The organism is Devosia sp. LjRoot3 (assembly GCF_964252865.1).
Lineage (GTDB): Bacteria > Pseudomonadota > Alphaproteobacteria > Rhizobiales > Devosiaceae > Devosia.
Window position 1 is genome coordinate 1,247,577 of record NZ_CAXUPK020000001.1, and the last position, 22,952, is coordinate 1,270,528.

The following is a 22,952-nucleotide window of genomic DNA, read 5'->3' on the forward strand; positions in this document are numbered from 1 at the left end:
CATGATGCGGGCCCTCGTTCTTGAGCGATACGGCCCGCCAGAACAGGTTCTGCGGCTGGAGCAAGTGCCCCGGCCGCAGCCCAAACCGGGCGAAGTCCTCGTCCGCGTAAAGGCCGCTTCGGTCAATTCCTGGGACTGGGACCTCGTCGCCGGCACCCCCATGGGCCGCATCTCGGGCCCCTTCAAACCACCCCACAAAATCCTCGGCGCCGATATCGCGGGCACGGTTGAAGCCATAGGGCAGGGCGTTACCGCCTTCCAACCCGGCGATCCCGTCTTCGGCGATCTCAGCGAAGGCAAATGGGGCGGCTTCGCCGATTATGTCTGCGCCCCCGCGAAAACCCTCGCCAAAATCCCCGCAGGCGTCTCGTTCACCGACGCAGCCGCACTTCCCCAAGCCGGCGCGCTCGCCCTGCAAGCCCTGCACAGATTCGAAGGTCTTGGCCCCAGCCACACGGTCCTCTTCAACGGCGCCGGCGGCGGCGTCGGCACATTGGGCATCCAGCTCGCCAAGGCCAAGGGCGCAAAAATCATCGCCGTCGACCGCGCCGAAAAGCGCGAAGCCGTCCTCGCCCTCGGCGCAGACAGTTTTATCGACTACCGGTCCCAGGACTTTACGGCCGTGCCCGAAAGCTACGACCTCATCATCGACGTCGTCGCCAACCGCCCCGCCGCCCACTATGCCCGGTGTCTGAAACCCGGCGGTCGCCTCATGCTCATCGGCGGCACCTATGGCAGCCTGATCCGCGTCGCCCTGGCTGGCCTTTTCCGCCGCGACAAATCCCTCGGCGTCCTCGTCTACAAAGCCTCCCCCGCAGACAATCTCGCCCTGGCCGAACTCTGCCGCGCCGGCACGCTTCGCCCCATCATCGACGGCCCCTTCTCCCTCGAAGACGGCGCCCAAGCCCTCCGTCGCATCGGCAGCGGTCTCGCCGTGGGCAAGGTCGTCATCTCCCTCTAGTCCCTCGACGTCGTCATTCCCGCGAAAGCGGGAATACGTCCCTATGTACTGCCCAAAAACTGGGCATAAGATGACAAGTGTAGAATCATCTGCGCTTGGGGAGTCTCTGGTATGATAAAGCGTCTATCTGCCGAAGCATTTGGTACATTCTGGCTAGTATTCGGCGGCTGTGGCTCTGCCGTTCTTGCTGCCGGTATTCCTGAACTTGGTATCGGCTATGCCGGCGTTGCTTTGGCCTTCGGCCTCACAGTGCTGACCATGGCCTATGCCGTGGGCCACATTTCCGGCGGCCACTTCAATCCCGCCGTTTCCCTCGGCCTCGCCATCGCCGGCCGCTTCCAATACAAGGACCTCATTCCCTATTGGGTCGCCCAGCTCGTCGGCGGCATCCTAGGCGCCGCCGTCCTCTTCGCCATCGCCTCGGGCACAGCCGGCTTCACGGCAGGCGGCTTCGCCTCCAACGGCTACGATGCCCTTTCGCCCCATGGCTATGGCCTCGTCTCCGTGCTGATCGCCGAAGTCGTGCTCACCGCCTTCTTCCTGATCATCATCCTCGGCTCGACCCACGGCAACGCCCCCGTCGGCTTCGCGCCCATCGCCATCGGCCTCGGCCTGACCCTGATCCACCTGATCTCGATCCCGGTCAGCAATACCTCGGTGAACCCGGCCCGCTCCATCGCCGCCGCCATCTTCGCGCAAAACGGCGCGCTCGGTCAGGTCTGGCTCTTCATCGTCGCGCCCCTCGCCGGCGCCGCCATCGGCGCCATCCTCTGGAAAGCCCTGCTCGATCGCGACTGACGCAACGAAAAAGGCCCGGTGGAACAAACCGGGCCTTTTGCTTGTCGGGTCAGAAGAGGGACGCCCTTACTTCCGCTGATAGGTCAGCGTCTGGCAAAGCAGTTCCGCCTGGCAGCCTTCAATGTCGATAGTATCGGGGCCTGTCTGCGTAACCGTCGCTTCAGCGCTCAGCCCCCCGGCATCCAGCGCCCCTTTCCATGTGTTCGGCGCCGTCTGCTGCGCCTGCATCACCTGCTTTCCGACATAAGCAAGGTTCTCTTCGGTCGCAGAGTCACCCTGCAGAACATCCAGCGTCCCGCACAGGTCGGTCCCGGATCCGCAGAGGGAGAACGTGAACGTCGTGCCCCACTCATCGGCAAAGGAGCCCGAGGGATCGAGCGCGGCGTCCTGCGACATCGCTGGCGCCGCGAGCATCGCGCTCAGTCCAGCGATTGCAGCTAGGGCGGTGATTTTGTGCATTGAGGTCTCCTGCCATTTGCGTGGCAACACACCGGCAGTCCAATAAGCCGATGGGAGCCAACGCAGAGACAGGAGTTGCGGTTCACTCGCCGCTAAAGTCGTGATCCAGTGCCCGGCAGCAGTCAGCGGTGATCGATGAGCTTCTTGAACAGAGCTTTCTTGGCGATGCCGCTGGTCGCATGGCCCTTGGTCTTGCTCAGATTGATCACCAGCAGCACGTCGCCATCCTGCAACGCGACCGCCGAGGTGATCTCGTCTTTGAGCCCCACCGAGTTCCGGGTCGAATTCAGCAGATAAAACGACGCGGTTTCCGACCAGACCTCGCCATCTGCCGCCTGCTCGATGGCCTTGGCCAGCGCAGCATGGCGATCGTCATAGTCGCTTCCGTCTTCGAGCATGAAGCTTACGGCAAAAAGCGCCAAAGCATTCTCCTATGGGATTTGTATGGTGCCCGCACGCGAGCGCCTATCAGGACCAGACAGTATAGTCCTCGCCTGCATGGCCCTTTTCCCAGCCCTCGTCCCAGTTGGCTTCGTCGTCATTCTTCTTGCCGCGGTGTGGATTGGTGTTCTTGTCTTTTTCCGTGGCCCCGGCCGTCCATCCGGCCAGCCGCACCTGTTCATCGTGACGTTTATCGTTCGCCATCTCTTGCTCCTGTAACACTAGTCCCGACGCTATCCGTAACCGCTCCGTTACTGGAACGCCGTCTCCGCAAAACTCCGCAGTTTTCGTGAATGCAGCCGCTCCGCCGGCTGATCCCGCAAAATCTCCATCGCCCTCAGCCCAATCTGCAAATGCCGATTGACCTGTGTGCGATAAAAATCCGAAGCCATGCCCGGCAGTTTCAGCTCCCCATGCAACGGCTTGTCCGAAACACACAGCAGCGTCCCATAGGGCACGCGGAACCTGAACCCGTTCGCCGCAATCGTCGCGCTCTCCATATCGAGCGCCACCGCCCGCGACTGGCTCAACTGCCGCACGATCTCCGTCTGGTCCCGCAATTCCCAGTTGCGATTGTCAAACGTCGCCACCGTCCCGGTGCGCATGATCTTTTTGGTCTCGATCCCCTCGGTCTGGGTGATCTCCTCCACCGCCTGCTCCAGCGCCACCTGCACTTCGGCCAGCGCCGGCACCGGCACGGTCAGCGGCAGGTCCGCATCGAGCACATGGTCCTCGCGCACATAGGCATGCGCCAGCACATAGTCGCCCAGTTCCTGGCTATTCCGCAGCCCCGCACAATGCCCCAGCATGATCCACGCATGTGGCCGCAAAACCGCAATATGGTCGGTAATCGTCTTCGCATTGGCCGGCCCGACGCCGATATTGACCATGGTAATGCCACGCCCGCGATCACCCACCAGGTGATAGGCCGGCATCTGCGGCGTCCGCGGCGGCGGCGACCCGGTCACCGCGCCCCCGGTCAGCATATTGTCGGTCGACACATTCCCCGGCTCGATAAACCGCTGATAGTGCGAATGACCATCGGCCATCCACGTCTTCGCCACCCGGCAGAATTCGTCGATATAGAACTGGTAGTTCGTAAAGATCACAAAGTTCTGAAAATGCTCGGCCGCCGTGCCCGTATAGTGCGCCAGCCGGAACAGCGAATAGTCCACCCGAGGCGCCGTAAAGGCCGAAAGCGGGTAGGGTCCACCCCGCGGCGGCACATAAGTGCCATTGGCAATCTCGTCGTCCGTATTGGCCAGGTCCGGCGCGTCAAAAACATCGCGCAGCGGAATATTGAGCGCATTCAGCGCAGCCCCATCCACATGCTCATGCGGCGGCAGTGCAAAATGCAGCGGTATCGGCGTGTCGCTCTCACCCACATCGATGGTGCCACCATGATTGCGCAGCAGCACGGTGAACTGTTCTTCAAAATAGGTCTTGAACAGTTCCGGCGCCGTCACCGTGGTGCGATAAATGCCCGGCGTATGCAGATACCCATAGGGCAGGGTGCTCTCATGCTTGGAATAGCTGGTGGAACGCACTTCCACCTGCGGATAACAGGCCCGCACCCGACCCTTCGGAATCTCTCCCCGCGTCAGGCTCGCCAGTTGATCGCGGATGAAATCGCAGTTCCGATGGTAGATGTGAGCGATATGCTCCCAGGCGGCCTCTGGATCGGTAAAGCTCTGGGTCTCAAGGCGCGGCGGGCAAATCGTCGTCATGAACCATCCTCATCTGCCGGCCACATCAGGCCGGCGGGCGCTCATTGGAATCGCGCCGGTTTGACCGTTCACTATAGGGACCGCATGACACCTTCTCAACGGAGGCCGTGGGGGCCAAAACAGTCTTCACACTTCGGTGAGCCGTACTTTTATTGCCGCAATTGCCTCCCATCTTTTCACTCAGTTCATCGGCAACTGCAAACGACCCATGCACCGGTGAGCAGGATATGGTTGGCCGCTTGTCCCCCAAGCCCTCAACAGCGCGGCGGACCATATCCCCCAAGGCCGTCCGGCAGAGATGTCGGACGGTCTTTTTTGTTTTGCCTGGTTTGTTTCGCTTGGAGAGCGCGCAACCTTTCCCTCTCGTCGTCACCACCGGGCTTGTCCCGGTGGTCCATGCTGCCAAAGACTGGATTGCCCGGACAAGCCGGGCAATGACGATCGACAAGGGTTGTGTGTTCATGCGAAGCGCAGCACCCTGTCCCTTCAGTGTGACAAACGGAGCATCCAGTGAGCGTAGCCTTCACCAAAGAAGACAGTGCTGAAACTGCCTCGGAATCCGTCCTGCCCGATCGCCCCATTCCGCCCGGTCTCAACCTTGTCACCGAAGCTGGCCTCAAGGCGCTCGAAGCCCAGGTGGAATCCGCCCGCACCGCCTTCGAAGCCGCCCAGGCCACCGATGACATCAACGAGCGCCGCCGCCAGTCCGCCGTCCCGCTCCGCGATCTCCGCTACTTCTCCGAGCGCCTGCGCACCGCCCAACTCGTCCCGGCCCCCGCCGACACAAAAACTGTCGCCTTCGGCAGCACCGTCACCTTCAGCCGCGACGACGGCCGCGTGCAGACCTATCGCATCGTCGGCGAAGACGAAGCCGACCCCAAGGCCGGCACCATTTCCCACGCCTCTCCCATAGCGCAGGCCCTCCTCGGCAAGAGCGTCGACGACGTCGCCACCCTCGGCGCGCAGGAACTGGAAATCATTAGGATCGGCTGAGGGGGGAGTCGCGCTCGGGCACATTGCCCCCACCCCCACCAGCTGTCACCCCGGCGCAGGCCGGGGCCCATCCCCCACCGAATGTGAGCCCAAATAGCTCAGTTAGCTCCGTGCATCTCAAGATGGGCCCCGGCCTCCGCCGGGGTGACGATCGAGGTAGGAAATACTGCGGCGAAGGAGCCCAAGCTCACCCATAAGCCTTCCGCAGTTCCCCCACCGAAATCTCCGCCAGCTCCCTCAATACCCCCACGTCCACGTCGCTCAGCCGCTTCACATAAAGACAAGCCTTGCCCATCCGGTGCTTCCCGAGCCGCGCCAACAGCGCCTCCCGCTTTTCCGCCACCTCCGGAAAATACGTCCCCATAAGATAAATGCTGAATTCCGCCTTGCGCGGCGCAAAGCCGACAAGAAAGCTGTCGCCCTCGTGCCCCGTCTCGTAGCGATAGTGGTACTGCCCAAAACCCACCATCGTGCCCCACAGCACTGGCGGTTCCCCCGAAACCTCGCTCATCAGTGCGATCAGCGCCTGCGCGTCGGCCCGCTTGCCCGCGTCCTCGATCCCCTCGATGAACGCTGCCACATCACCGCTGCCGGGCTTCGTCTTCTGTTCCGCCATTCCCGACCTCCGTCCCGTTACTCCGTATAGTCGACCACAGTCTCCGGATTGCTCTCGCCATCATAGCTGGCGTCGATTTCGTAGCGCTGCAGCGTCCATTCGCCGTCATTGAAATTCCAGGTGCCCGAGGAGCTGGCATCGCCAATGCCGCGCCAGAGCGAATAGTCCGAAATCGTCCGCGTCTTCGGGTCATATTGGGAATTGGTCAAAATGATCGTGGCGTTGAACCCCAGCACCGTCAGGTCTTCGAGCTTACCCTCAATGGGCTCGTCGTCCTCATAGGTCGTCTCATAGGCCGGAACCGCGAAGCTGAGTGGCGCAAGCCCCTCATAGTTGCGGTAGGTGTAATAGGCATGCACCTCGTTATAGGCGCCCGTCATGCACCAGATGCGGATGAGGGTGATTTCCTCCTGGTCGGAAGCAGCGCCCGGATAGAGATCGTAGCTGAACGTCCAGCTCTGATAGGCGCTCTCCGCATCATGGGCATTTTCGAGCGGCTCGCAGTAGCCCCCGCTCGCCAGCGCGTGCAGTTTCCTGGCCTGCTTCTCCAGCCCGTCCGGCTGGGCGGTCGCAGGCGTCGCTGCAAGCAAAAGCGCCGCCAAAGGCAAGCAAAGCAATGGACGGATCATGACGCATCCCTTATGTCGAAGCCGAAACGCGGGAGCACCTTCCCGCGCCTCTATCCCCAAGAAAACGAGGCCACTATGACCGCAAAAATCATCGACGGAAAACTCTTTGCCGAGAATCTGCGCGGTCGTATCGCGGGCCACGTCCAGCGCCTCAAAACCGAGCACGGCATCACCCCCGGCCTCGCCGTCGTCATCGTCGGCCACGATCCGGCCAGCCAGGTCTATGTGTCCAACAAGGCCAAGCAGACTGCCGAAGTCGGCATGAATTCCTTCAAGCACGAGCTGCCCGCCGACGTCTCGGAAGCCGACCTGCTCGCCCTCGTCGCAAAACTCAATGCCGACCCCGCCGTCCACGGCATTCTCGTCCAGCTCCCGGTTCCCAAGCACATCGACCCCAACAAGGTCATCGAAGCCATCGACCCCATGAAGGACGTCGACAGCTTTACCCCCGCCAATGTCGGCAAGGTGCAGATCGGCCTGCCGGGCCCCGTATCCTGCACCCCGCTCGGGTCGCTCATGCTGCTGCGCGATCACCTCGGCAAACTCGAAGGCAAGAACGCCGTCATCATCGGCCGCTCCAACCTCGTCGGCAAACCGATGATGCAGCTCCTCCTCCGCGATAACTGCACCGTCACCGTCGCCCATTCGAAGACGCAGAACCTCGCCGCCGTCGTCCGTCAGGCCGATATCGTCGTCGCCGCCGTCGGCCGTCCTGAAATGATCAAGGGCGATTGGCTGAAACCCGGCGCCGTCGTCATCGATGTCGGCATCAACCGCGTCCCCGCTCCCGAAAAGGGCGAAGGCAAGACCAAGCTCGTCGGCGACGTCGACTTCGCCTCCGCTGTGGAAGTCGCTGGCGCCATCACGCCCGTTCCCGGCGGCGTCGGTCCCATGACCATCGCCTGCCTCCTCGCCAATACCATCACCACCGCCTCGCTCATCAACGGCCTCGTGCCCCCGAGCGATCTCACGGCATGAGCCAGACCTCTCTCGACCTGGGCGATGACACCGCCCACGATCCCGGCGGCAAGGTGCGTCTGCGCCTTGGCGCCGGCGTCCACGGCGATGCGGTCATGAGCGAAGACGGCCGCTACCGTCAGCTCATGCGCCGCTGGCTGGGCGACTCGTTCCCGGAAAACTACATCCTCTTCATCGGCATGAATCCCTCCACCGCCGATGCGACAGTGGACGACCCCACCTGCGCCCGCGAATGGACCTTTGCCCGCCGCGAAGGTTTTTCGGCCATGGTCAAATGCAACGTCGGCGACTACCGCGCCACCGATCCCAAAATGCTGATCCAGCCGGGCGTGGTTGCGGTCTCATCCGCCAATATCCCCGCCATCCGAAAAGCGGCCAATGGGGCAGGGCGCATCGTCCTCTGCCACGGCAAACTCAACAAAGCCCTCGCCCCCGCCGGCCGCGAAATCGTGGAAACTCTCCGTGCCGACGGCCTGAACCTCTGGTGCTTCGGCACCAATGCCGACGGCTCCCCCAAACACCCGCTCTACCTACGCGCCGACACCGCCCTCATCCCATTCCCAGTCTAACGCGAAGCGCACCTCTCCCTCTGAGAAGCGTGAACTGGGCGGAAGCCGCGCCGGACTAAGCGGCGCAGCTTCCCAAGCCCACTCATCCCGCGTTGGCCACCTTCAACACTTCCACGCTATGCGCGGCGCCGCCGGCATCGACCCATGCAATGATCTGCCCGGGCCGCAGCCCCAGCAGCGCCGCCCCATGCTTCGAGGTCACCGACATGCGATAGGCCTCGCGCCCGGCGACATGTTCGGGCAGCACCAGCTTGATCGTCCGCTCTTCGCCCGAAGCCACGCGAAAGCGCACCACGCTGCCGAGCCGAACAATATCAGCCGGCAGCATCGTGTCCTCCACGATCACCGCCCGATCCAGCTCATAGAGCAGAAAGTCCACCTGATCGGAATCCTGCTCCACATCGATCAGCGCTGCGGTGGTCAGCCGTCTATGCTCCCGCGCCCCGATCATGATGTCAGGCGATTGCGACCAATCCTTCAGCGAAAGCGTCGTCATCGCGCGTCCTCCCTCTGCGTCCGCAAACCACTTCTGCCCTCCGGCGCATCGAAGAGATGCTCAGGCAGGGCCTTGGGACCATCATAGTCCCGGTGACACCACGGACAGCGCTGCGCCGTCCGCGGTCGTGGACCGGCACAAGACCGGCAAAATCTGAGTGCTGGCATGTCCCATCCTCACATCTGCGAGGATCGGGCAAAGGCCTGCAGCAGCAACTGCCGCTCCTCGAGCGAAGCCATGCGTATGGTCATGGTTTCGGTCTTGATCGGCGTCTGCGGCGGCAGGCGGTAGCGCACGGCAGGCACATGCTGCTCGGCCCAATCCTTGAACCGGCTGAGCTTGTTGCCGCCGCTGATGGGGAGGGTCACGGAATACTTGAAGGTCATCACAATTGTCTCGGACAAGCATGCCAAAACGCGCCCACGAACCGCGGGCGCTTGTCAGGCATGAAAAATGTAGGATTGGGTTAGAGCCTCCTGGTGCCGCTCTTGCCTAAAAGGCAGGTAGCAACACCAGGCAATCAGCCTGCCAGGCGATGACCGTCGCGTGTCTGGGGGACGAAAATGAAATCCGTGCTCATGCCGCCCATCATGGCCATATTGCCCGCCTTGTCAAATTCGCCCCGGAAAACCCTCTTTACCGCTCGTTTACCCAATTCCACGCAATGCGGCGCCGAATGCTAACAGTCTGTCAGCATTAACGTCCCCTCAACCAGCCTGACGACATTTTGCGAAGAACTGTACGCGCGCTGTGTAAAAACGCGCGCCCTGACCCAAGCGTGTTGAGTAAAGAGTACCGTGACCACTTGGCGCAACCTCGTCCGCACAGTCGCCCTGTGCGCGCTAATCGCCCCGACCCTTGCCGCCTGCATGGGCGGCGGAGGCCTCGGCGCCACCGTCAAGCGCGGTGCCTTCACCTCCAAGGAATATGGCGTCGCCGTCTCCCCGCGCGTCACCAATGATCCCAATCCGCCGCGCGGTGGCGGCCGCTATCAGGTCGGTCAGCCCTATACCGTGCGCGGAAAAACCTATGTGCCGCAGCACGATCCGAACTATCAGGCCGCCGGTACGGCCTCCTGGTACGGCTCCGATTTCCACGGCCGCCGCACGGCAAATGGCGAAATCTTCTCCGCCAATGCCATCACGGCCGCTCACCCAACCCTGCCTCTGCCGTCCTATGTTCGCGTCACCAATCAGGACAATGGCCGCTCGCTGATCGTCCGTGTGAACGACCGCGGCCCCTATGTCGCCGGCCGCGTCATCGATCTGTCGCACCAGGCCGCGTCCATGCTGGGCTACGTCAACAACGGCTCGGCCAATGTCCAGGTCCAGTATGTCGGCGCCGCCCCGCTCGAAGGCGACGACACCCGCACCCTGATGGCCAGCTATTCCGGCCCGAACGATTTCGACACCGGCAACATCCGCGTCGCATCGGCCGAGAGCAATCGCAGCCTCGTGGGCATGACCACCAATTTCTTCAATGGCTTGTTCTCCTACGCTGACTCGACACCTCAGGAAGTCGACGCCGGCATCGGCACGGCTTTCGCCGCCGTCAATTCGATGGCCGCCGGTACGCCCGATCTGCAGGCTTGGGCCAAGAGCGTCGATGCCGATAGCCGCGCCTTCAAGCTCGGCCTCGGCACCTTCTCCAACCCGACCAATGCTGTCGCGCTCGCCGAACGCTTCGCCATTCTCGGCGCGGTCGACGAAGAGCAGGTGCTGGTCAATGGCCACCCGGCGACCCGCCTAACTCTCAGCTATTTGAAGCCCGGCGCCACAAAAGAGGACGCTCTCGCACTGGCGCGAGAACTTGGACTTGGCGACATAATTCTCTATTAAAATAGGGGTCGATCGCCGAGCCGAATCCGGCCAGGACGGCCGAAACGCAAGGTATTGCCCGTGAGACTGCTTCTTGCCCTGCTCATCGCTTTCGCCAGCGCCTTTCCCGCTCTGGCGCAGGCAAATTTCGAGACCAATGCCCGCTTCGCGGTGCTGATGGACTATGAATCGGGCACGGTGATTTTTCAGAAGGATGCGGACGCGCAGCTCGAGCCGGCCAGCATGGCCAAGCTCATGACCCTGGCCGTCGTCTTCAACGAAATCCGCGCCGGCCGCGTCCATCTCAACGATGAGTTCTTCGTCTCCGAACACGCCTGGCGCACCGGCGGCGCCTCCTCGGGCGGCTCCACCATGTTCGCGGACCTGAATTCAAAAATCCGCGTCGAAGACCTCGTCCGCTCCGTCATCATCCAGTCCGGTAACGACGCCGCTATCATCCTCGCCGAAGGCATCGCCGGCACCGAAGGCAGCTTCGCCGCCATGATGAACGAGCTGGCCCGCAATATCGGCCTCGAGGGCTCGCATTTCATGAACCCTACCGGCCTGCCGGACCCCGACCAGTATTCGACCGCCCGGGACCTCGCCGATCTCGGCAGCTACCTGATCCGCGAGTTCCCCGAATATTACCACTACTTCTCCGAGCCCGAGATGGAGTGGAACGGCATCAAGCAGGCCAACCGCAATTCCCTGATCGAAGTCGGCATTGGCGTCGATGGCCTCAAGACCGGCCACACCGAAGCTGCCGGCTACGGCGCCGTCATCTCCACCGCGCAGGGCGATCGCCGCCTCGTCGCCGTCGTCCACGGCCTAGGCTCCATGCGCGAGCGCGCCGAAGAGGGCCGCAAGCTCCTCACCTGGGGCTCCCGCGCCTTCGAGCGTTTTGAAGCCTATCCAGACGGTGCCGTGGTCACCTATGCCGATGTCTATGGCGGCGCCATCTCCAGCGTCGGCCTCGTCGGCAATGGCGAAATCGCCCTCTATCTGCCGCGTGGTTCCCGCGATTGCCTGTCGGCCAGCGTCCACTATGTCGGCCCGCTTCTGCCCCCGGTTTCAGCCGGCCAGCAGGTTGCCGAACTGCGCGTCTTCTGCAATGACGAACTCGTACAGAGTGCGCCGCTCTACGCCGCCGAAGATGTGCCGCAAGGCGATCTCGTGCGCAGGGCTACCGACGCGCTCAAACAGCTCGCGTTGGGCTGGCTTTGAGCCGATCTGAAGGGCAAATTTGCTCCATTGGAGCCCGCCCCACCCACGGCGTCATTCCCGCGAAAGCGGGAATCTCTGTCTCCGCGCTGGAATGACACGGTGGGAGTGACAGGGGCAAACATAAGCCCCATCGTCATTGCCGGGCCCTGTCCCGGCAATCCATCTCAGGGAGGCATGGACCTCCGGCCTAGTCCCCTCCAAACCTTTCCCCACCTCCCGAGTTGCCCTAAAAGAAATCGGACCAAGGAATCAGCCTACCCATGCTCGAAGCGCCAAATCGCAGACAGGCCCGCTTCATCACCTTTGAAGGTGGGGAAGGGGTGGGCAAATCCACCCAGGTAAAGCGCCTGCTCGCCAATCTGGCCAGCGTTTCCATCGACGCCGTGCGCACCCGCGAGCCCGGCGGTACGCCCAAGGCCGAAGCGATACGCTCCTTCATCCTGCAGGGCCGCAGCGAAGCCTGGGGTTCAGGCGCCGAAGCCGTGCTTTTTGCCGCCGCCCGCTACGATCACGTTACGCAACTGATCGCCCCCAATCTCGCCAAAGGCACCTGGGTCATTTCCGACCGCTTTTGCGATTCTACCCGCGCCTATCAGGGTCTCACCGGCGGCGTCGATACCAAGCTCATCGACGCCCTCGAAGACCTCGCCCTCGATGGCCACACGCCCGATCTCACCATCGTCCTCGATATGGACCCGGAAATCGCCTTCAAGCGCGTCGCCGAGCGCGCCATCGAAGACGGCCTCGCCCTCACTGGCGACCGCTTCGAAAAAGAAGAGCTCGACTGGCACAAGCGCCTGCGCGACGGTTTCCTCGATATCGCCCGCAACAATACTGACCGCTGTGTGGTGCTCTCCGCCAATCAGGCCGAAGAGGGCCTTGAGCGCGAAATCTGGAACACCGTCCAGTCGCGCTTCCCGGAACTCCAGACCGGTATCCCGGCGTGACCGATCCCTCTGCGCTTGCCGGTCTGCCGCTGCCCGAAGAACGGCACGGCGCCATCGGCCATGACGCCGCCCGCGCGGCCATCCTTGCCCAGCTCCACGAGCACCGCCTGCCGGGCGCCATCATGCTCCATGGCCCCCAGGGCATCGGCAAAGCCACCTTCGCCTTCGAACTCGCTGCCGCCATTCTCCTCGCCACCGGCGACGAAAGCCCCGAGCGCGTGCAGGAGCAGATCACCGCGCTCTCGCACCCGAACCTCTTCGTGCTGCGTCGCCGCCCCAAGGACGCCAAAGGCTATTACACTATCATCCGCGTCGAAGACGTCCGCGAACTCCGCGATGCGCTGCATCACACGCGCGGCCGCGCCGGCCACCGCATCGCCATTCTCGACTCCATCGACGACTGCAATCCCTCGGCCGCCAACGCGCTCCTCAAAACCCTCGAAGAGCCGCCCGCCGACACGACCTTCCTGCTGATCTCACATCGCCCCGGCCAATTGCTCCCGACGATAAAATCGCGCTGCCACAACCTGGCCCTGCGCCCGCTTGCCGATAGCGATGTCGCCGAGATCGTCACCGCCAGCATGCCCGGCATTGACGAGGAAACCCTGCAACGTGCCCTCGGCCTAGCCGGCGGCCGCCCCCGCCGCGCCTTTGAAACCCTGGCACTCTCACCAGAGTCCCCCGTCGGCGCCCTCATTGCCTGGCTGCAATCGCCCCAAAACCTGCCGGCCGGCACCGCCATCGCGCTCGCCGACGCCATCGGCTCTGACCCGCAGGGGCCGGACACGTCCTTCGCCCGCGAAATCCTTCTCGATTGGCTTTCAGACGAGGCGCGCAATGCCGCAATGCAGCCCGGCGAGCGGTTGCGGCTTGCCTCGGCAACTGACCTATGGGACAAGGCAAACGCGCTTCTGAGCGAAGCCGATAGCGTCAATCTCGACATGAAGCAGACGCTGTCCGTGCTGTTCGACGCCATAAGGAAGCACCGAAACACGACTGCCATCCCCACAGAGTCACAATGACCGCAAAGCCCTTTTACGTCACGACCGCGATTTCCTATCCCAATGGCGCCCCGCATATCGGCCACGCCTATGAGATGATCGCGACCGATGCCATCGCCCGCTGGAAGCGGCTCGAAGGCCGGGAAGTTTACTTCCTCACCGGTACGGACGAACATGGGATCAAGATGGTTCAGACCGCGGCCAAGGAAGGCATTCCGGTCCGCGAACTGGCAGACCGCAACTCGGCCGAGTTCAAGAAACTCGCCGCGGCGCTGAACCTCTCCAACGACGACTTTATCCGCACGACCGAGCAGCGCCATTACGACGCTTCGCAGGCCATCTGGAAGAAGATGGAAGCGAGCCACAACGGCGACATTTTCCAGTCCACCTACAAGGGCTGGTACTCGGTGCGCGATGAGGCCTATTTCGACGAGAGCGAGCTGACCGAAAAGAACGGCAAGCGCTTCGCCCCCTCGGGCGCCGAAGTCGAATGGGTCGAAGAGCCGACCTATTTCTTCCGCCTCTCCGCCTATCAGGAAAAGCTGCTCGCACTCTACGAAGCCAACCCCGATTTCATCGCTCCCAAGGAGCGCCGCAACGAGATCATCTCCTTCGTGAAGGGCGGCCTGCAGGATCTTTCTGTCTCCCGCACCACCTTCGATTGGGGCATCCCCGTTCCCGGCGCCGAAGGCCATGTGATGTATGTCTGGGTCGACGCCCTGACCAACTACATCACCGGCGTTGGCTACCCCGACGAGCAGAGCGAACTGTTCAAGAAATTCTGGCCCGCTGACCTCCACGTCATCGGCAAGGACATCATCCGCTTCCACACCGTCTACTGGCCCGCTTTCCTGATGAGCGCCGGTATCGAAGTGCAGCACCGCGTCTTCGCCCACGGCTTCCTCACTGTCGATGGCCAGAAGATGAGCAAGTCGCTCGGCAACGTCATCGACCCGTTTGAACTGGTCAAAACCTTCGGCCCCGACGCCGTCCGCTACTTCTTCCTGCGCGAAGTGTCCTTCGGCAACGATGGCGACTATTCCAACGAGAAGCTGGTCAACCGCGTCAACGCCGACCTTGCCAACAACCTCGGCAACCTCGCGCAGCGTTCGCTGTCGATGATCAACAAGAACTGCGACGCCAAGGTGCCCGAACTCGGCGCCCTGACCGACGCCGACAACGCCATCATCGCCGAAGTCACCGAAGCGCTCGAAGCTGCCCAGAAGGCCATGGACGAGCAGCTGGTGCACGAAGCGACCGGTGCCCTCATCGCCGCCCTGTCGTCGGCCAACAACTATTTCGCCGGCCAGGAACCCTGGGCGCTGAAGAAGACCGATCCCGCCCGCATGGCGACCGTCCTCTACGTCACCGCCGACACCGTTCGCCGCATCGCCATCCCGATGCTCGCCTTCGTTCCGGCCTCGGCAGCGCGTCTTCTGGACCAGTTGGCAGTCCCCGCTGACCAACGGACCCTGTCGGCTGCGCTCAATGCTAACAGTCTGCTAACCAATACTGACCTACCAGTGCCGCAAGGCGTCTTCGCGCGTCTCGAAAAGCCGGCCGAGTAAGCCATGCTGATCGACAGCCACTGCCATCTCGACTTCGAGGCGCTTTCGGCCGACATCGACGGCGTGATGGCCCGCGCCGCTGCCGTCGGCGTCACCGGAATGGTGACGATTTGCACACGTGTGGATAACTTTTCCACGTACACTGCCATCGCGGAACGTTTCCCGAACGTTTGGTGCTCGGTCGGCACGCATCCGCACAATGCCGATCAGGAATTGCATATACAAACGGATGATCTTGTCCGGCTAAGTGCCCATCCCCGTTGCATTGCTATCGGCGAAGCGGGCCTCGACTACTTCTACGACAACGCCCCGCGCGAGGCCCAGGCCACCGGCCTCCGCCGCCATATCGCAGCCTCTAGGCAGACGGGTCTTCCACTGGTTATCCACAGCCGCGCCGCTGACGAAGACATGGCCAACATCCTCGAAGAAGAAAGCCGGGCAGGGGCCTTCCCCTTCGTGCTCCACTGCTTCACCGCCGGCCGCAATCTCGCCGATCGCGCCCTGGCGCTAGGCGGCTACATTTCCTTCTCCGGCATCGTCACCTTCAAGAATGCCCAGGAAATCCAAGAGGTTGCCAAGATCGTCCCCGCCGATCGCTACATCGTCGAGACCGACGCCCCCTACCTCGCGCCGATCCCCCATCGCGGCCAATCCAACGAACCCAGCTTCGTCCGCCACACCGCCGAAAAAGTCGCCGAACTGCGCGGCATTTCCCTCGAGCAACTGGCCCAGGAAACCACCACCAATTTCGGCCGCCTCTTCTCCAAATCCGGCGTAAAATAATGCCCGCGCCCGACCGGATCATCGCGACCATTCTGGGCTGCGGTTCTTCCGGCGGCGTGCCGCGCATCGGCAACGATTGGGGAATCTGCGATCCGCACAATCCCCGAAACCGCCGCCGCCGCTGCGCCCTTCTCATCGAAGGTTTTCTTGACGGCGAGTCCCAACCCACCCGCGTCCTCATCGACACCGGCGTCGACCTTCGCGAACAGCTCCTCGATGCCAAGGTCGATCGTGTCGACGCCGTGCTCTACACCCACGAGCACGCCGACCACACCCATGGCATTGATGATCTTAGAGTTTTAGCCCTCCACAATCGGCGCCGCGTCGACGTCTACTTCACCAAGGAATGCGGCTACCGTCTCAACGAAGCCTTCGGCTACTGCTTCACGACGCCCGCTGGGAGCGCCTATCCGCCTATCCTGAACGCGCATATCATCGAAGCAGGCCAGTTGCTTAAGGTAGAAGGCCCCGGCGGTACGCTGGAGGTCCAGTCCTTCCTGCAAAACCACGGCGACATCGACTCCCTCGGCTTCAAGATCGCCCGCACAGCCTATTGCTGCGACCTCTCCGGCTTCCCCGAAAGCGCCGAACCCTACCTCGCCGATCTCGACATCTGGATCATCGACGCCCTCCGCCAGACGCCGCATCCGAGCCACCTGAGCCTGCCCGAAACCCTAGACCTCATCGAGCGCCACAAACCCCGCCAGGCCATCCTGACGGACATGCACATCGACCTCGACTATGCGCAGACGGACGCCCATACCCCGGGCAACGTCACCCCGGCTTTCGATGGCATGCAGATCGACGTGCTGAGCGGCCGAATTCTGAACCGCTAGGTTCCCCCCAGGTTTCCCCACACCCACCGCGTCATTCCCGCGAAAGCGGGAATCCCCCTTTCGGCGCCCAAAAACAGAGATCCCCGCTTTCGCGGGGATGACATCGAGACCGGGAGTGGAGCCGGACGCCTAGACGTCCAGATCCATCACAAACTCTGCATTCTCCTGGATAAACTCAAACCGCGCTTCCGGCTTGGTCCCCATCAGCCGATCGACCGTTGTCTTGGTCGCCTGATGATCATCCAGCACCTTCACCTGCAGCAGCGTCCGCGTCTTGGGCGACATCGTCGTCTCGCGCAGGTGCGCATAGGGCATTTCGCCGAGGCCTTTGAAGCGGGTGATATCGGCCTTGCTCTTGCCCGTGAACTCAGTCGCCATCAGCTCGTTCTTGTGCGCGTCGTCGCGCGCATAGAGCGTCTTGCCGCCCTGGCTGATGCGATAGAGCGGGGGCAGGGCCAGGTAGAGGTGTCCGTTCTCGATCAGCCGCGGCATTTCCTGGAAGAAGAACGTGATCAGCAGCGACGCAATATGCGCACCGTCGACGTCGGCGTCGGTCATGACGATGATCTTGTCGTAACGCAGATCATCCTCGGTATAGCGATCGCGCGTCCCGCACCCGAGCGCCTGGATCAGGTCCGAGATGAGCTGGCTTGCCGCCATCTTCTCACGACTGGCACCTGCCACGTTGAGAATCTTGCCACGCAGCGGCAACACGGCCTGGTTGGAACGGTTGCGCGCTTGCTTGGCCGAGCCACCAGCCGAGTCACCTTCGACGATGAACAGTTCCGCGCCCTGCGCCGCATTCTGCGTGCAGTCAGCCAGCTTGCCCGGCAGACGCAGTTTTCGCGTTGCGCTGGCGCGGTCGATCTCTTTTTCCTTGCGTCGGCGCAGCCGCTCTTCGGCGCGCTCCACGGCCCAGTCGAGCAGTTTGCCCGCTTGCTGCGGCGAAGAACCGAGCCAGTGGTCAAAAGCATCGCGCAGCGCATTTTCGACGATGCGCGTCGCTTCGCCTGAAGCCAGCTTGTCCTTGGTCTGGCCCACGAACTCCGGCTCGCGTACGAAGACCGACAGCATGGCATTGCAATGCCCAAGCACGTCTTCTGCCGTCAGGTTCGCCGCTGCCTTGTTCTTGGTCAGCTCGGCATAGTTCTTGAGCCCGCGCAGCAACACCAGCCGCAAGCCGGCCTCATGCGTACCGCCATCGGGCGTAGGCACCGTGTTGCAGTAGGACGAAACGCTGCCATCCTCGATGGTCCAGGCCACAGCCCATTCCACCGATCCATGGCTACCCGGCCGCCCGGTCTTGCCGGCAAAAATATCGTCGACGATGCGCGTCTCGCCCTCGATCCGCGCCGTCATGAAGTCCTTGAGGCCATCCGGATAATGGAACACGGCCTTGGCCGGAACCTCGTCACTGGCAAGGCTTTCATCACAGCTCCAGCGCAGTTCCACGCCGCCAAAGAGATAGGCCTTGGCCCGCGTCATGCGATAAATGCGGCCCGGCGAGAAATGCGCCGTTGGCCCAAAGATCTCTGGATCAGGATGGAACCGCGTCGACGTCCCGCGCCGGTTTTGCACCCGGCCGATATTCTCGACGTCCTGCACCACCTTGCCGCGCGAGAAGATGATGCGATGCAATTGCTGGTCGCGCGCTACCTCGACGACCATGTCGTCCGAAAGCGCGTTGACCACCGACACACCAACCCCGTGCAAACCGCCCGAGGTCTCATAGGCCTTGGAGTCGAACTTGCCGCCGGCATGGAGGATCGTATGCACGATTTCCAGCGTCGATCGCCCCGGAAATTTCGGATGCTTTTCAACCGGAATGCCGCGACCATTATCGGTAACCGTCAGGTAGCCGTCGGCCCCCAGGTGCACTTCAATGCGCGTGGCGTGGCCGGCAATGGCCTCGTCCATGGAATTGTCGATCACCTCGGCGAAGAGATGGTGATAGGCGTTCGAATCCGTGCCGCCGATATACATGCCAGGGCGACGCCGTACCGGCTCGAGCCCCTCAAGTACCTCGATATCGGATGCACTATAGCTGTCGGTCGCCGGCGCGGGGGCCTTGGCGACTGGCTTTTCCTTTGCTGGCTTAGGGTCTTGCGGCTTGGGTTCGGCCCCGCCGCCAAAGAGATCGTCTGCTTGCATGCAACAGGATTTCCAACAGGTCGATTCGAATCAGGCTGGTAGACTATGTAGCATATCGCAGGCCGGCATCCGGACGCCGGTTTGCCGCGGTTTTCCCCCGAAACCGGCCGATATGAACGGCAAATGAACGGGCGATTGGCGAGGGGTTCAGGAGCCAAAGCGCATCATACCCGTTTGGTGGGCAGGATCGGTCGAAAAGGAGCAATGTCATGGTCAAGAAAATTATCGCTGCCGCAATGCTGTCGGCGCTGGCACTTGTCCCGATGCCTGCCTCGGCGCAGGTCAGCTTTGGCTTCCACTTCGGCGATGAGCCGCGGGATTTCTACCCCCAACTGCCCATGTGCCTCTCGGATCACCAGATTCGCGAAGCGATCGCCCGGCGTGGCTACACCAATATCTCGCTCAATGTCGCCAATGAAAAGCGCATCCAGGTGCGCGCCACGCAGGATGGCTGGGTCTATCTCATAGACTTCGATTTCTGCGCCGATCGCATTCGTGGCCAGAAGGCCCTCCGGCCTGCAGGCTGATCGGCGGGCGATCGGTAAAACCCCGTTTCAACTTGGGCCGTCGCGTTTACTCCTCGTTTGCTTCTTGAAAGCACTTTCTTAAGCGCGCGCTGTTAGCGTTCAGGCATACGGTTTTTGTATGGAGTTGCCGTATGCGAACCCGAAATGGGCCCAGTATTGCGTATTTAGTGCCCCATTTCGGTTCATCTGCTGGCGTTTGGCCAAGAGCCGGATTTTTGAGTATTGCGTACCGGCTGGCCCAACTCCACGTCCCGCGTTTTGGGGCGACCCTGCTTGCGAGCCTTGTTTTCTATCTCGCCTGACGCTTGCTTTCGGCCAAAAGGTCGATTAGCTCTGCTTTTGGTCGTAGGCCAAATCGTCCAACACGAAACGGGGAGGGATGCATGATCTATTTCACTCATCATCATCAGTATGGCCCCGTTCACGCCCTGTGGCTCAAGCTGCAGGGCTGACCAGCCCGGTTCGGACGTCATCTTCCGTCATTGATCCTTCTGGTTTGCCCGTCACGGCATTCTGACCTCTGTCAGGATGCAAAATGATGGACTAGGCGCGCGTCGAAACGCAGCGCTTGCCGCCCAGAAAGACTACAAGATGGCAAATCTCAGCCTCCGTAATGCCGGCCTCCGTTCGGGCCATGTGCTTTTCTCCAATCTCTCCCTGTCGCTTTCCGATGGCGATCGCGTCGGCCTTGTCGCCGCCAATGGTCGCGGCAAATCCACGCTGCTGCGCGCTTTCGTGGGCGAGGCAGAACTCAGCGAAGGCGAACTCTCCCGCTCGCGCGGCCTGACCATCGGCTATGTCCCGCAGGACGTGCCGCCGGAAGCATTGGCCATTCCGCTGCGTGATTTCGTCGAGCAGGCCCTGCCGCAAGCCGACCGCGAAAGCGAGGGCTGGCGCGCCGACGTGGCTCTCGACGAACTCGGCTTCCCGCTCGATCTCGTGCAAAAGCCAATCGGCCAATTGAGCGGCGGCTGGCAGCGTCTGGCGCTGATCGCCCGCGGCTGGGTCACCCAGCCGGACCTTTTGCTCCTCGACGAGCCCACCAACCATCTCGACCTCGGCCGCATCCTCGCGCTCGAAAACTGGATGGCCGCATTGCCGCGCCAGACGATCGTGGTCATGGCCAGCCACGACCGCCAGTTTTTGGATAGCGTCACCAACCGCACGCTCTTCCTGCGGCCCGAAACCTCACATTTCTTCCCGCTCGCCTACAGCGCCGCACGCAACGCCCTCGACGAAGCCGACGAGGCCGCGGAGCAACAGCGCCAGCGCGACCTCAAGGAAGTTGCCCAGCTGCGCAAGCAGGCGGCCAAGCTGACCAATATCGGCATCAACTCCGGCAGCGACCTGCTGACGGTCAAATCCAAGCAGCTTCGCGAGCGCGCCGAAAAGATCGAGAACCAGGTCGTCTCCGTGCATCGCGAGAAGACCGGCAAGGTCATGTTGGGGAACAGCGGCGCCGAAGCCCGCGTCATGCTCGCCTTCGAGAACATGGCCGTGACGACACCTGATGGGCGTCCGCTGTTCTCCATCGATAAGCTGCACGTTTTCCAGGGCGATCGCGTCGTCCTGCTTGGCCGCAACGGCACCGGCAAATCCCAGCTCATGCGAAAAGTGGCGGCCGCGCTCGGAGGCGAGGCTGTGGACGGATTGCGCCTCAGCCCGCAGATCGTGCCGGGCTATCTCGATCAGGCTCTCGATTGGTTGCCGCTCAAACAGACGCCGCTGGACTTTATTGTCTCGCGCTACAATGAAGGCGACCGCCGCAGTATCGCGCTGCTGGCTGGCGCGGGCTTTGATCCCGACCGGCAGGACAAGCAAATCCGCATGCTGTCCCTCGGCCAGCGAGCACGCCTGGCACTGCTGGCCCTACGCCTGCAACGGCCGAATTTCTATCTGCTCGACGAACCCACCAACCATCTCGATATTCCCGGCCAGGAACAGCTTGAGCTGGACATTGCCGAGCATGGCGCGACCTGTCTCCTCGTCTCCCACGATCGAGCCTTCCTGCGGGGCGTGGGGACGCGCTTCCTTCAGATCATTGGCAGGCGCTTGCGTGAGGTCGAAGGGCCGGAAGACTTCTTCGCGGAAATGGCGGAAACGCCCTAGAGCCGATCCTGGCTCTGCAATCTGCTTCCGGTTGCAAGGTGTAAGCGAACGGGCGTCATCACCGCCCGATCTTTGCCCTCGCTCTTTGCCCGGTAGAGCGCCTGGTCGGCGAGGGTCATCATGCCGGTCAGAGACTCGTGGCTATAGCTGAGGTGAAGCCCGATGCTGAGCGTAACGGGGTAATTGCTCGGCAGGCCGGCAATCGTCACCTGCGCCAGCGCAGCGCGTATCCTGCGGGCAATTTCCTGCAGTTCGGCCCGATCGATGTCGTTGTAGTAGAGGGCGAACTCCTCACCACCAGTGCGCGCCGCCAGAACAGCCTCGCCATGCCGCGCCAATGTGCGGCCCACGGCAACGATCACGGCATCTCCAACCTTGTGCCCAAACGTGTCATTGACCTTCTTGAAGTCGTCGATATCGGCCACGAGCATTGCGGGTTGGCGTGAATTGGCAAAATCCCGGGTCACGGCTTCGTCCCCGGTCGTCTCGAAGCCACGCCGATTGAGAAGGCCCGTCAGATAATCTCGATCTGCCTGACCCTTGAGGTGTCCAATCACATCGAGGCCAATGGCCACGGTAAAGAGCGTCGCGACGATGATCGACATGATCGGGGTAAAGGCCCTGATCGATGTCCAGTAGTCCGAGGCGGTGAAGCCGGCGGAGCTCTCTATGTCCAGGGCCCCCGTCAAAACTAGGCCGGGCCGGAAAATGGCGACGAAGAAGGCGAGACCGACGGCGGATGCAAACAGGTTGTCGGCGACCGTCCTGTCCCGCTGGCGAACGAGCCCGACAAAGGTGATGCTGGTCACGCCGGCAAAAATCGCCGACGTGATCACGATGCGCGCCAATATGGAAGGTTCGACCAGCAGATACCACGCGAAGGGCAGGGCGCCCGAGGCTATGACCGCCAGGAAGAGCAAGGTGGGAGGCGGTTGGTTCTTGCGCAGAAACGTGCTGCTGCACGCCAGGGTTATGGTGGCGACGTAGAGAATGTTGGCGCCGACATTGATGTCGCCCGGCCACACCAGAATGCGAAAGTCGTAGAAGATGAACCCGAGGCCGAGGCAGAGGAAGGCCGCGGAGAGGACCGGCAGATGCTTGTAGTCCCGCCACCGCAGCCAGATGAGCGCGAAGCCGAGCGAAAACAGCAGTGCGATAATCGGATTGACGAGTGCAAAGAAAAGCTGGCCATGCACCATCGTCGAGGTTCCAAATGTGTCCTGCATCCCGTCGCGAAGTCTATTCGTCGCGATGCAATAACAGGTTAACCGTTTGTCGCCGCCGGCTGGCCAAAAAGAAAGGGCCGCCCGAAGGCGGCCCTA

24 protein-coding genes are annotated in these 22,952 nt (G+C 62.2%); 14 read left to right on the forward strand and 10 right to left on the reverse strand.

Going from position 1 to position 22,952, the window contains the following annotated elements; translation table 11 throughout:
* Position 1: 1 nt before the first annotated feature.
* Both ACSQ2A_RS06090 and aqpZ read left to right on the forward strand, forming a co-directional pair.
* Positions 2 to 961, forward strand: a complete 960-nt coding sequence (locus ACSQ2A_RS06090; protein WP_436071469.1) for an NAD(P)-dependent alcohol dehydrogenase — start codon at positions 2 to 4, stop codon at positions 959 to 961.
* A gap of 111 nt (positions 962 to 1,072) precedes the next feature.
* Positions 1,073 to 1,759, forward strand: a complete 687-nt coding sequence (gene aqpZ, locus ACSQ2A_RS06095; RefSeq protein ID WP_436071470.1) for an aquaporin Z — start codon at positions 1,073 to 1,075, stop codon at positions 1,757 to 1,759.
* A 66-nt stretch (positions 1,760 to 1,825) separates the two neighbouring features.
* Here the strand turns inward: aqpZ and ACSQ2A_RS06100 are convergent, their stop codons facing one another.
* The 4 genes from ACSQ2A_RS06100 to ACSQ2A_RS06115 form a co-directional block, all read right to left on the reverse strand.
* Positions 1,826 to 2,218: a hypothetical protein gene (locus tag ACSQ2A_RS06100; protein WP_436071471.1), complete on the reverse strand. Its 393-nt coding sequence runs from the start codon at positions 2,216 to 2,218 to the stop codon at positions 1,826 to 1,828.
* A 122-nt stretch (positions 2,219 to 2,340) separates the two neighbouring features.
* Positions 2,341 to 2,640: a hypothetical protein gene (locus tag ACSQ2A_RS06105; RefSeq protein WP_436071472.1), complete on the reverse strand. Its 300-nt coding sequence runs from the start codon at positions 2,638 to 2,640 to the stop codon at positions 2,341 to 2,343.
* 46 nt (positions 2,641 to 2,686) lie between these two features.
* Entirely contained in the window at positions 2,687 to 2,863 is a 177-nt protein-coding gene (locus ACSQ2A_RS06110; protein ID WP_436071473.1) for a hypothetical protein, read from the reverse strand.
* A 47-nt stretch (positions 2,864 to 2,910) separates the two neighbouring features.
* Positions 2,911 to 4,386 (reverse strand): AMP nucleosidase, encoded by a 1,476-nt coding sequence (locus ACSQ2A_RS06115; RefSeq protein WP_436071474.1) that lies wholly within the window; start codon positions 4,384 to 4,386, stop codon positions 2,911 to 2,913.
* Positions 4,387 to 4,896: 510 nt separating this feature from the next.
* Between ACSQ2A_RS06115 and greA the strand changes: the two genes are divergently transcribed.
* Entirely contained in the window at positions 4,897 to 5,379 is a 483-nt protein-coding gene (greA, locus tag ACSQ2A_RS06120) for a transcription elongation factor GreA (protein ID WP_436071475.1), read from the forward strand.
* Positions 5,380 to 5,566: 187 nt separating this feature from the next.
* Here greA and ACSQ2A_RS06125 read toward each other — a convergent pair whose 3' ends face one another.
* Positions 5,567 to 5,995, reverse strand: coding sequence for a DUF1801 domain-containing protein (locus ACSQ2A_RS06125; protein ID WP_436071476.1), 429 nt, complete (start codon positions 5,993 to 5,995; stop codon positions 5,567 to 5,569).
* A 17-nt stretch (positions 5,996 to 6,012) separates the two neighbouring features.
* Positions 6,013 to 6,624 (reverse strand): DUF1176 domain-containing protein, encoded by a 612-nt coding sequence (locus ACSQ2A_RS06130; RefSeq protein ID WP_436071477.1) that lies wholly within the window; start codon positions 6,622 to 6,624, stop codon positions 6,013 to 6,015.
* Positions 6,625 to 6,699: 75 nt separating this feature from the next.
* Between ACSQ2A_RS06130 and folD the strand changes: the two genes are divergently transcribed.
* Both folD and ACSQ2A_RS06140 read left to right on the forward strand, forming a co-directional pair.
* Positions 6,700 to 7,602 (forward strand): bifunctional methylenetetrahydrofolate dehydrogenase/methenyltetrahydrofolate cyclohydrolase FolD, encoded by a 903-nt coding sequence (folD, locus tag ACSQ2A_RS06135; protein WP_436071478.1) that lies wholly within the window; start codon positions 6,700 to 6,702, stop codon positions 7,600 to 7,602.
* Entirely contained in the window at positions 7,599 to 8,171 is a 573-nt protein-coding gene (locus ACSQ2A_RS06140) for a DUF1643 domain-containing protein (protein WP_436071479.1), read from the forward strand. Before folD ends, ACSQ2A_RS06140 begins: the two co-directional genes overlap by 4 nt.
* A gap of 82 nt (positions 8,172 to 8,253) precedes the next feature.
* Here the strand turns inward: ACSQ2A_RS06140 and ACSQ2A_RS06145 are convergent, their stop codons facing one another.
* Positions 8,254 to 8,667 carry a GreA/GreB family elongation factor gene (locus ACSQ2A_RS06145; protein ID WP_295412185.1) on the reverse strand — a complete coding sequence of 138 codons (414 nt, stop codon included), beginning with the start codon at positions 8,665 to 8,667 and terminating at the stop codon, positions 8,254 to 8,256.
* 176 nt (positions 8,668 to 8,843) lie between these two features.
* On the reverse strand, positions 8,844 to 9,053 hold the full coding sequence (locus ACSQ2A_RS06150) for a hypothetical protein (protein ID WP_295412183.1): 210 nt from the start codon (positions 9,051 to 9,053) through the stop codon (positions 8,844 to 8,846).
* 411 nt (positions 9,054 to 9,464) lie between these two features.
* On the opposite strand from ACSQ2A_RS06150, the gene ACSQ2A_RS06155 reads away from it, so the two are divergent.
* From ACSQ2A_RS06155 to ACSQ2A_RS06185, 7 genes are all read left to right on the forward strand, one after another.
* A complete protein-coding gene (locus tag ACSQ2A_RS06155) occupies positions 9,465 to 10,505 on the forward strand; it encodes a septal ring lytic transglycosylase RlpA family protein (RefSeq protein WP_436071480.1) in 1,041 nt (346 codons plus the stop codon).
* A 60-nt stretch (positions 10,506 to 10,565) separates the two neighbouring features.
* Positions 10,566 to 11,708 (forward strand): D-alanyl-D-alanine carboxypeptidase family protein, encoded by a 1,143-nt coding sequence (locus ACSQ2A_RS06160; RefSeq protein WP_436071481.1) that lies wholly within the window; start codon positions 10,566 to 10,568, stop codon positions 11,706 to 11,708.
* Between the two features lie 260 nt (positions 11,709 to 11,968).
* Positions 11,969 to 12,655, forward strand: coding sequence for a dTMP kinase (gene tmk / locus ACSQ2A_RS06165; RefSeq protein WP_436071482.1), 687 nt, complete (start codon positions 11,969 to 11,971; stop codon positions 12,653 to 12,655).
* Complete coding sequence (locus tag ACSQ2A_RS06170; RefSeq protein WP_436071483.1) at positions 12,652 to 13,677, forward strand: AAA family ATPase; 1,026 nt, start codon at positions 12,652 to 12,654, stop codon at positions 13,675 to 13,677. The genes tmk and ACSQ2A_RS06170 overlap by 4 nt, the downstream gene beginning before the upstream one ends.
* Positions 13,674 to 15,224, forward strand: a complete 1,551-nt coding sequence (metG, locus tag ACSQ2A_RS06175; protein WP_436071484.1) for a methionine--tRNA ligase — start codon at positions 13,674 to 13,676, stop codon at positions 15,222 to 15,224. The genes ACSQ2A_RS06170 and metG overlap by 4 nt, the downstream gene beginning before the upstream one ends.
* A 3-nt stretch (positions 15,225 to 15,227) precedes the next feature.
* Positions 15,228 to 16,007: a TatD family hydrolase gene (locus ACSQ2A_RS06180; protein ID WP_436071485.1), complete on the forward strand. Its 780-nt coding sequence runs from the start codon at positions 15,228 to 15,230 to the stop codon at positions 16,005 to 16,007.
* Positions 16,007 to 16,843: an MBL fold metallo-hydrolase gene (locus tag ACSQ2A_RS06185; protein WP_436071486.1), complete on the forward strand. Its 837-nt coding sequence runs from the start codon at positions 16,007 to 16,009 to the stop codon at positions 16,841 to 16,843. Before ACSQ2A_RS06180 ends, ACSQ2A_RS06185 begins: the two co-directional genes overlap by 1 nt.
* A 129-nt stretch (positions 16,844 to 16,972) precedes the next feature.
* Here the strand turns inward: ACSQ2A_RS06185 and parE are convergent, their stop codons facing one another.
* Complete coding sequence (gene parE / locus ACSQ2A_RS06190; RefSeq protein ID WP_295412173.1) at positions 16,973 to 18,994, reverse strand: DNA topoisomerase IV subunit B; 2,022 nt, start codon at positions 18,992 to 18,994, stop codon at positions 16,973 to 16,975.
* A 209-nt stretch (positions 18,995 to 19,203) separates the two neighbouring features.
* On the opposite strand from parE, the gene ACSQ2A_RS06195 reads away from it, so the two are divergent.
* Together ACSQ2A_RS06195 and ACSQ2A_RS06200 are read left to right on the forward strand one after the other, a co-directional pair.
* Positions 19,204 to 19,521, forward strand: a complete 318-nt coding sequence (locus ACSQ2A_RS06195) for a hypothetical protein (RefSeq protein ID WP_295412172.1) — start codon at positions 19,204 to 19,206, stop codon at positions 19,519 to 19,521.
* Between the two features lie 591 nt (positions 19,522 to 20,112).
* Positions 20,113 to 21,630, forward strand: coding sequence for an ATP-binding cassette domain-containing protein (locus ACSQ2A_RS06200; RefSeq protein WP_436071487.1), 1,518 nt, complete (start codon positions 20,113 to 20,115; stop codon positions 21,628 to 21,630).
* Here ACSQ2A_RS06200 and ACSQ2A_RS06205 read toward each other — a convergent pair.
* Positions 21,627 to 22,856 carry a GGDEF domain-containing protein gene (locus ACSQ2A_RS06205; RefSeq protein ID WP_436071488.1) on the reverse strand — a complete coding sequence of 410 codons (1,230 nt, stop codon included), beginning with the start codon at positions 22,854 to 22,856 and terminating at the stop codon, positions 21,627 to 21,629. The genes ACSQ2A_RS06200 and ACSQ2A_RS06205 overlap by 4 nt on opposite strands.
* Positions 22,857 to 22,952: the final 96 nt, after the last annotated feature.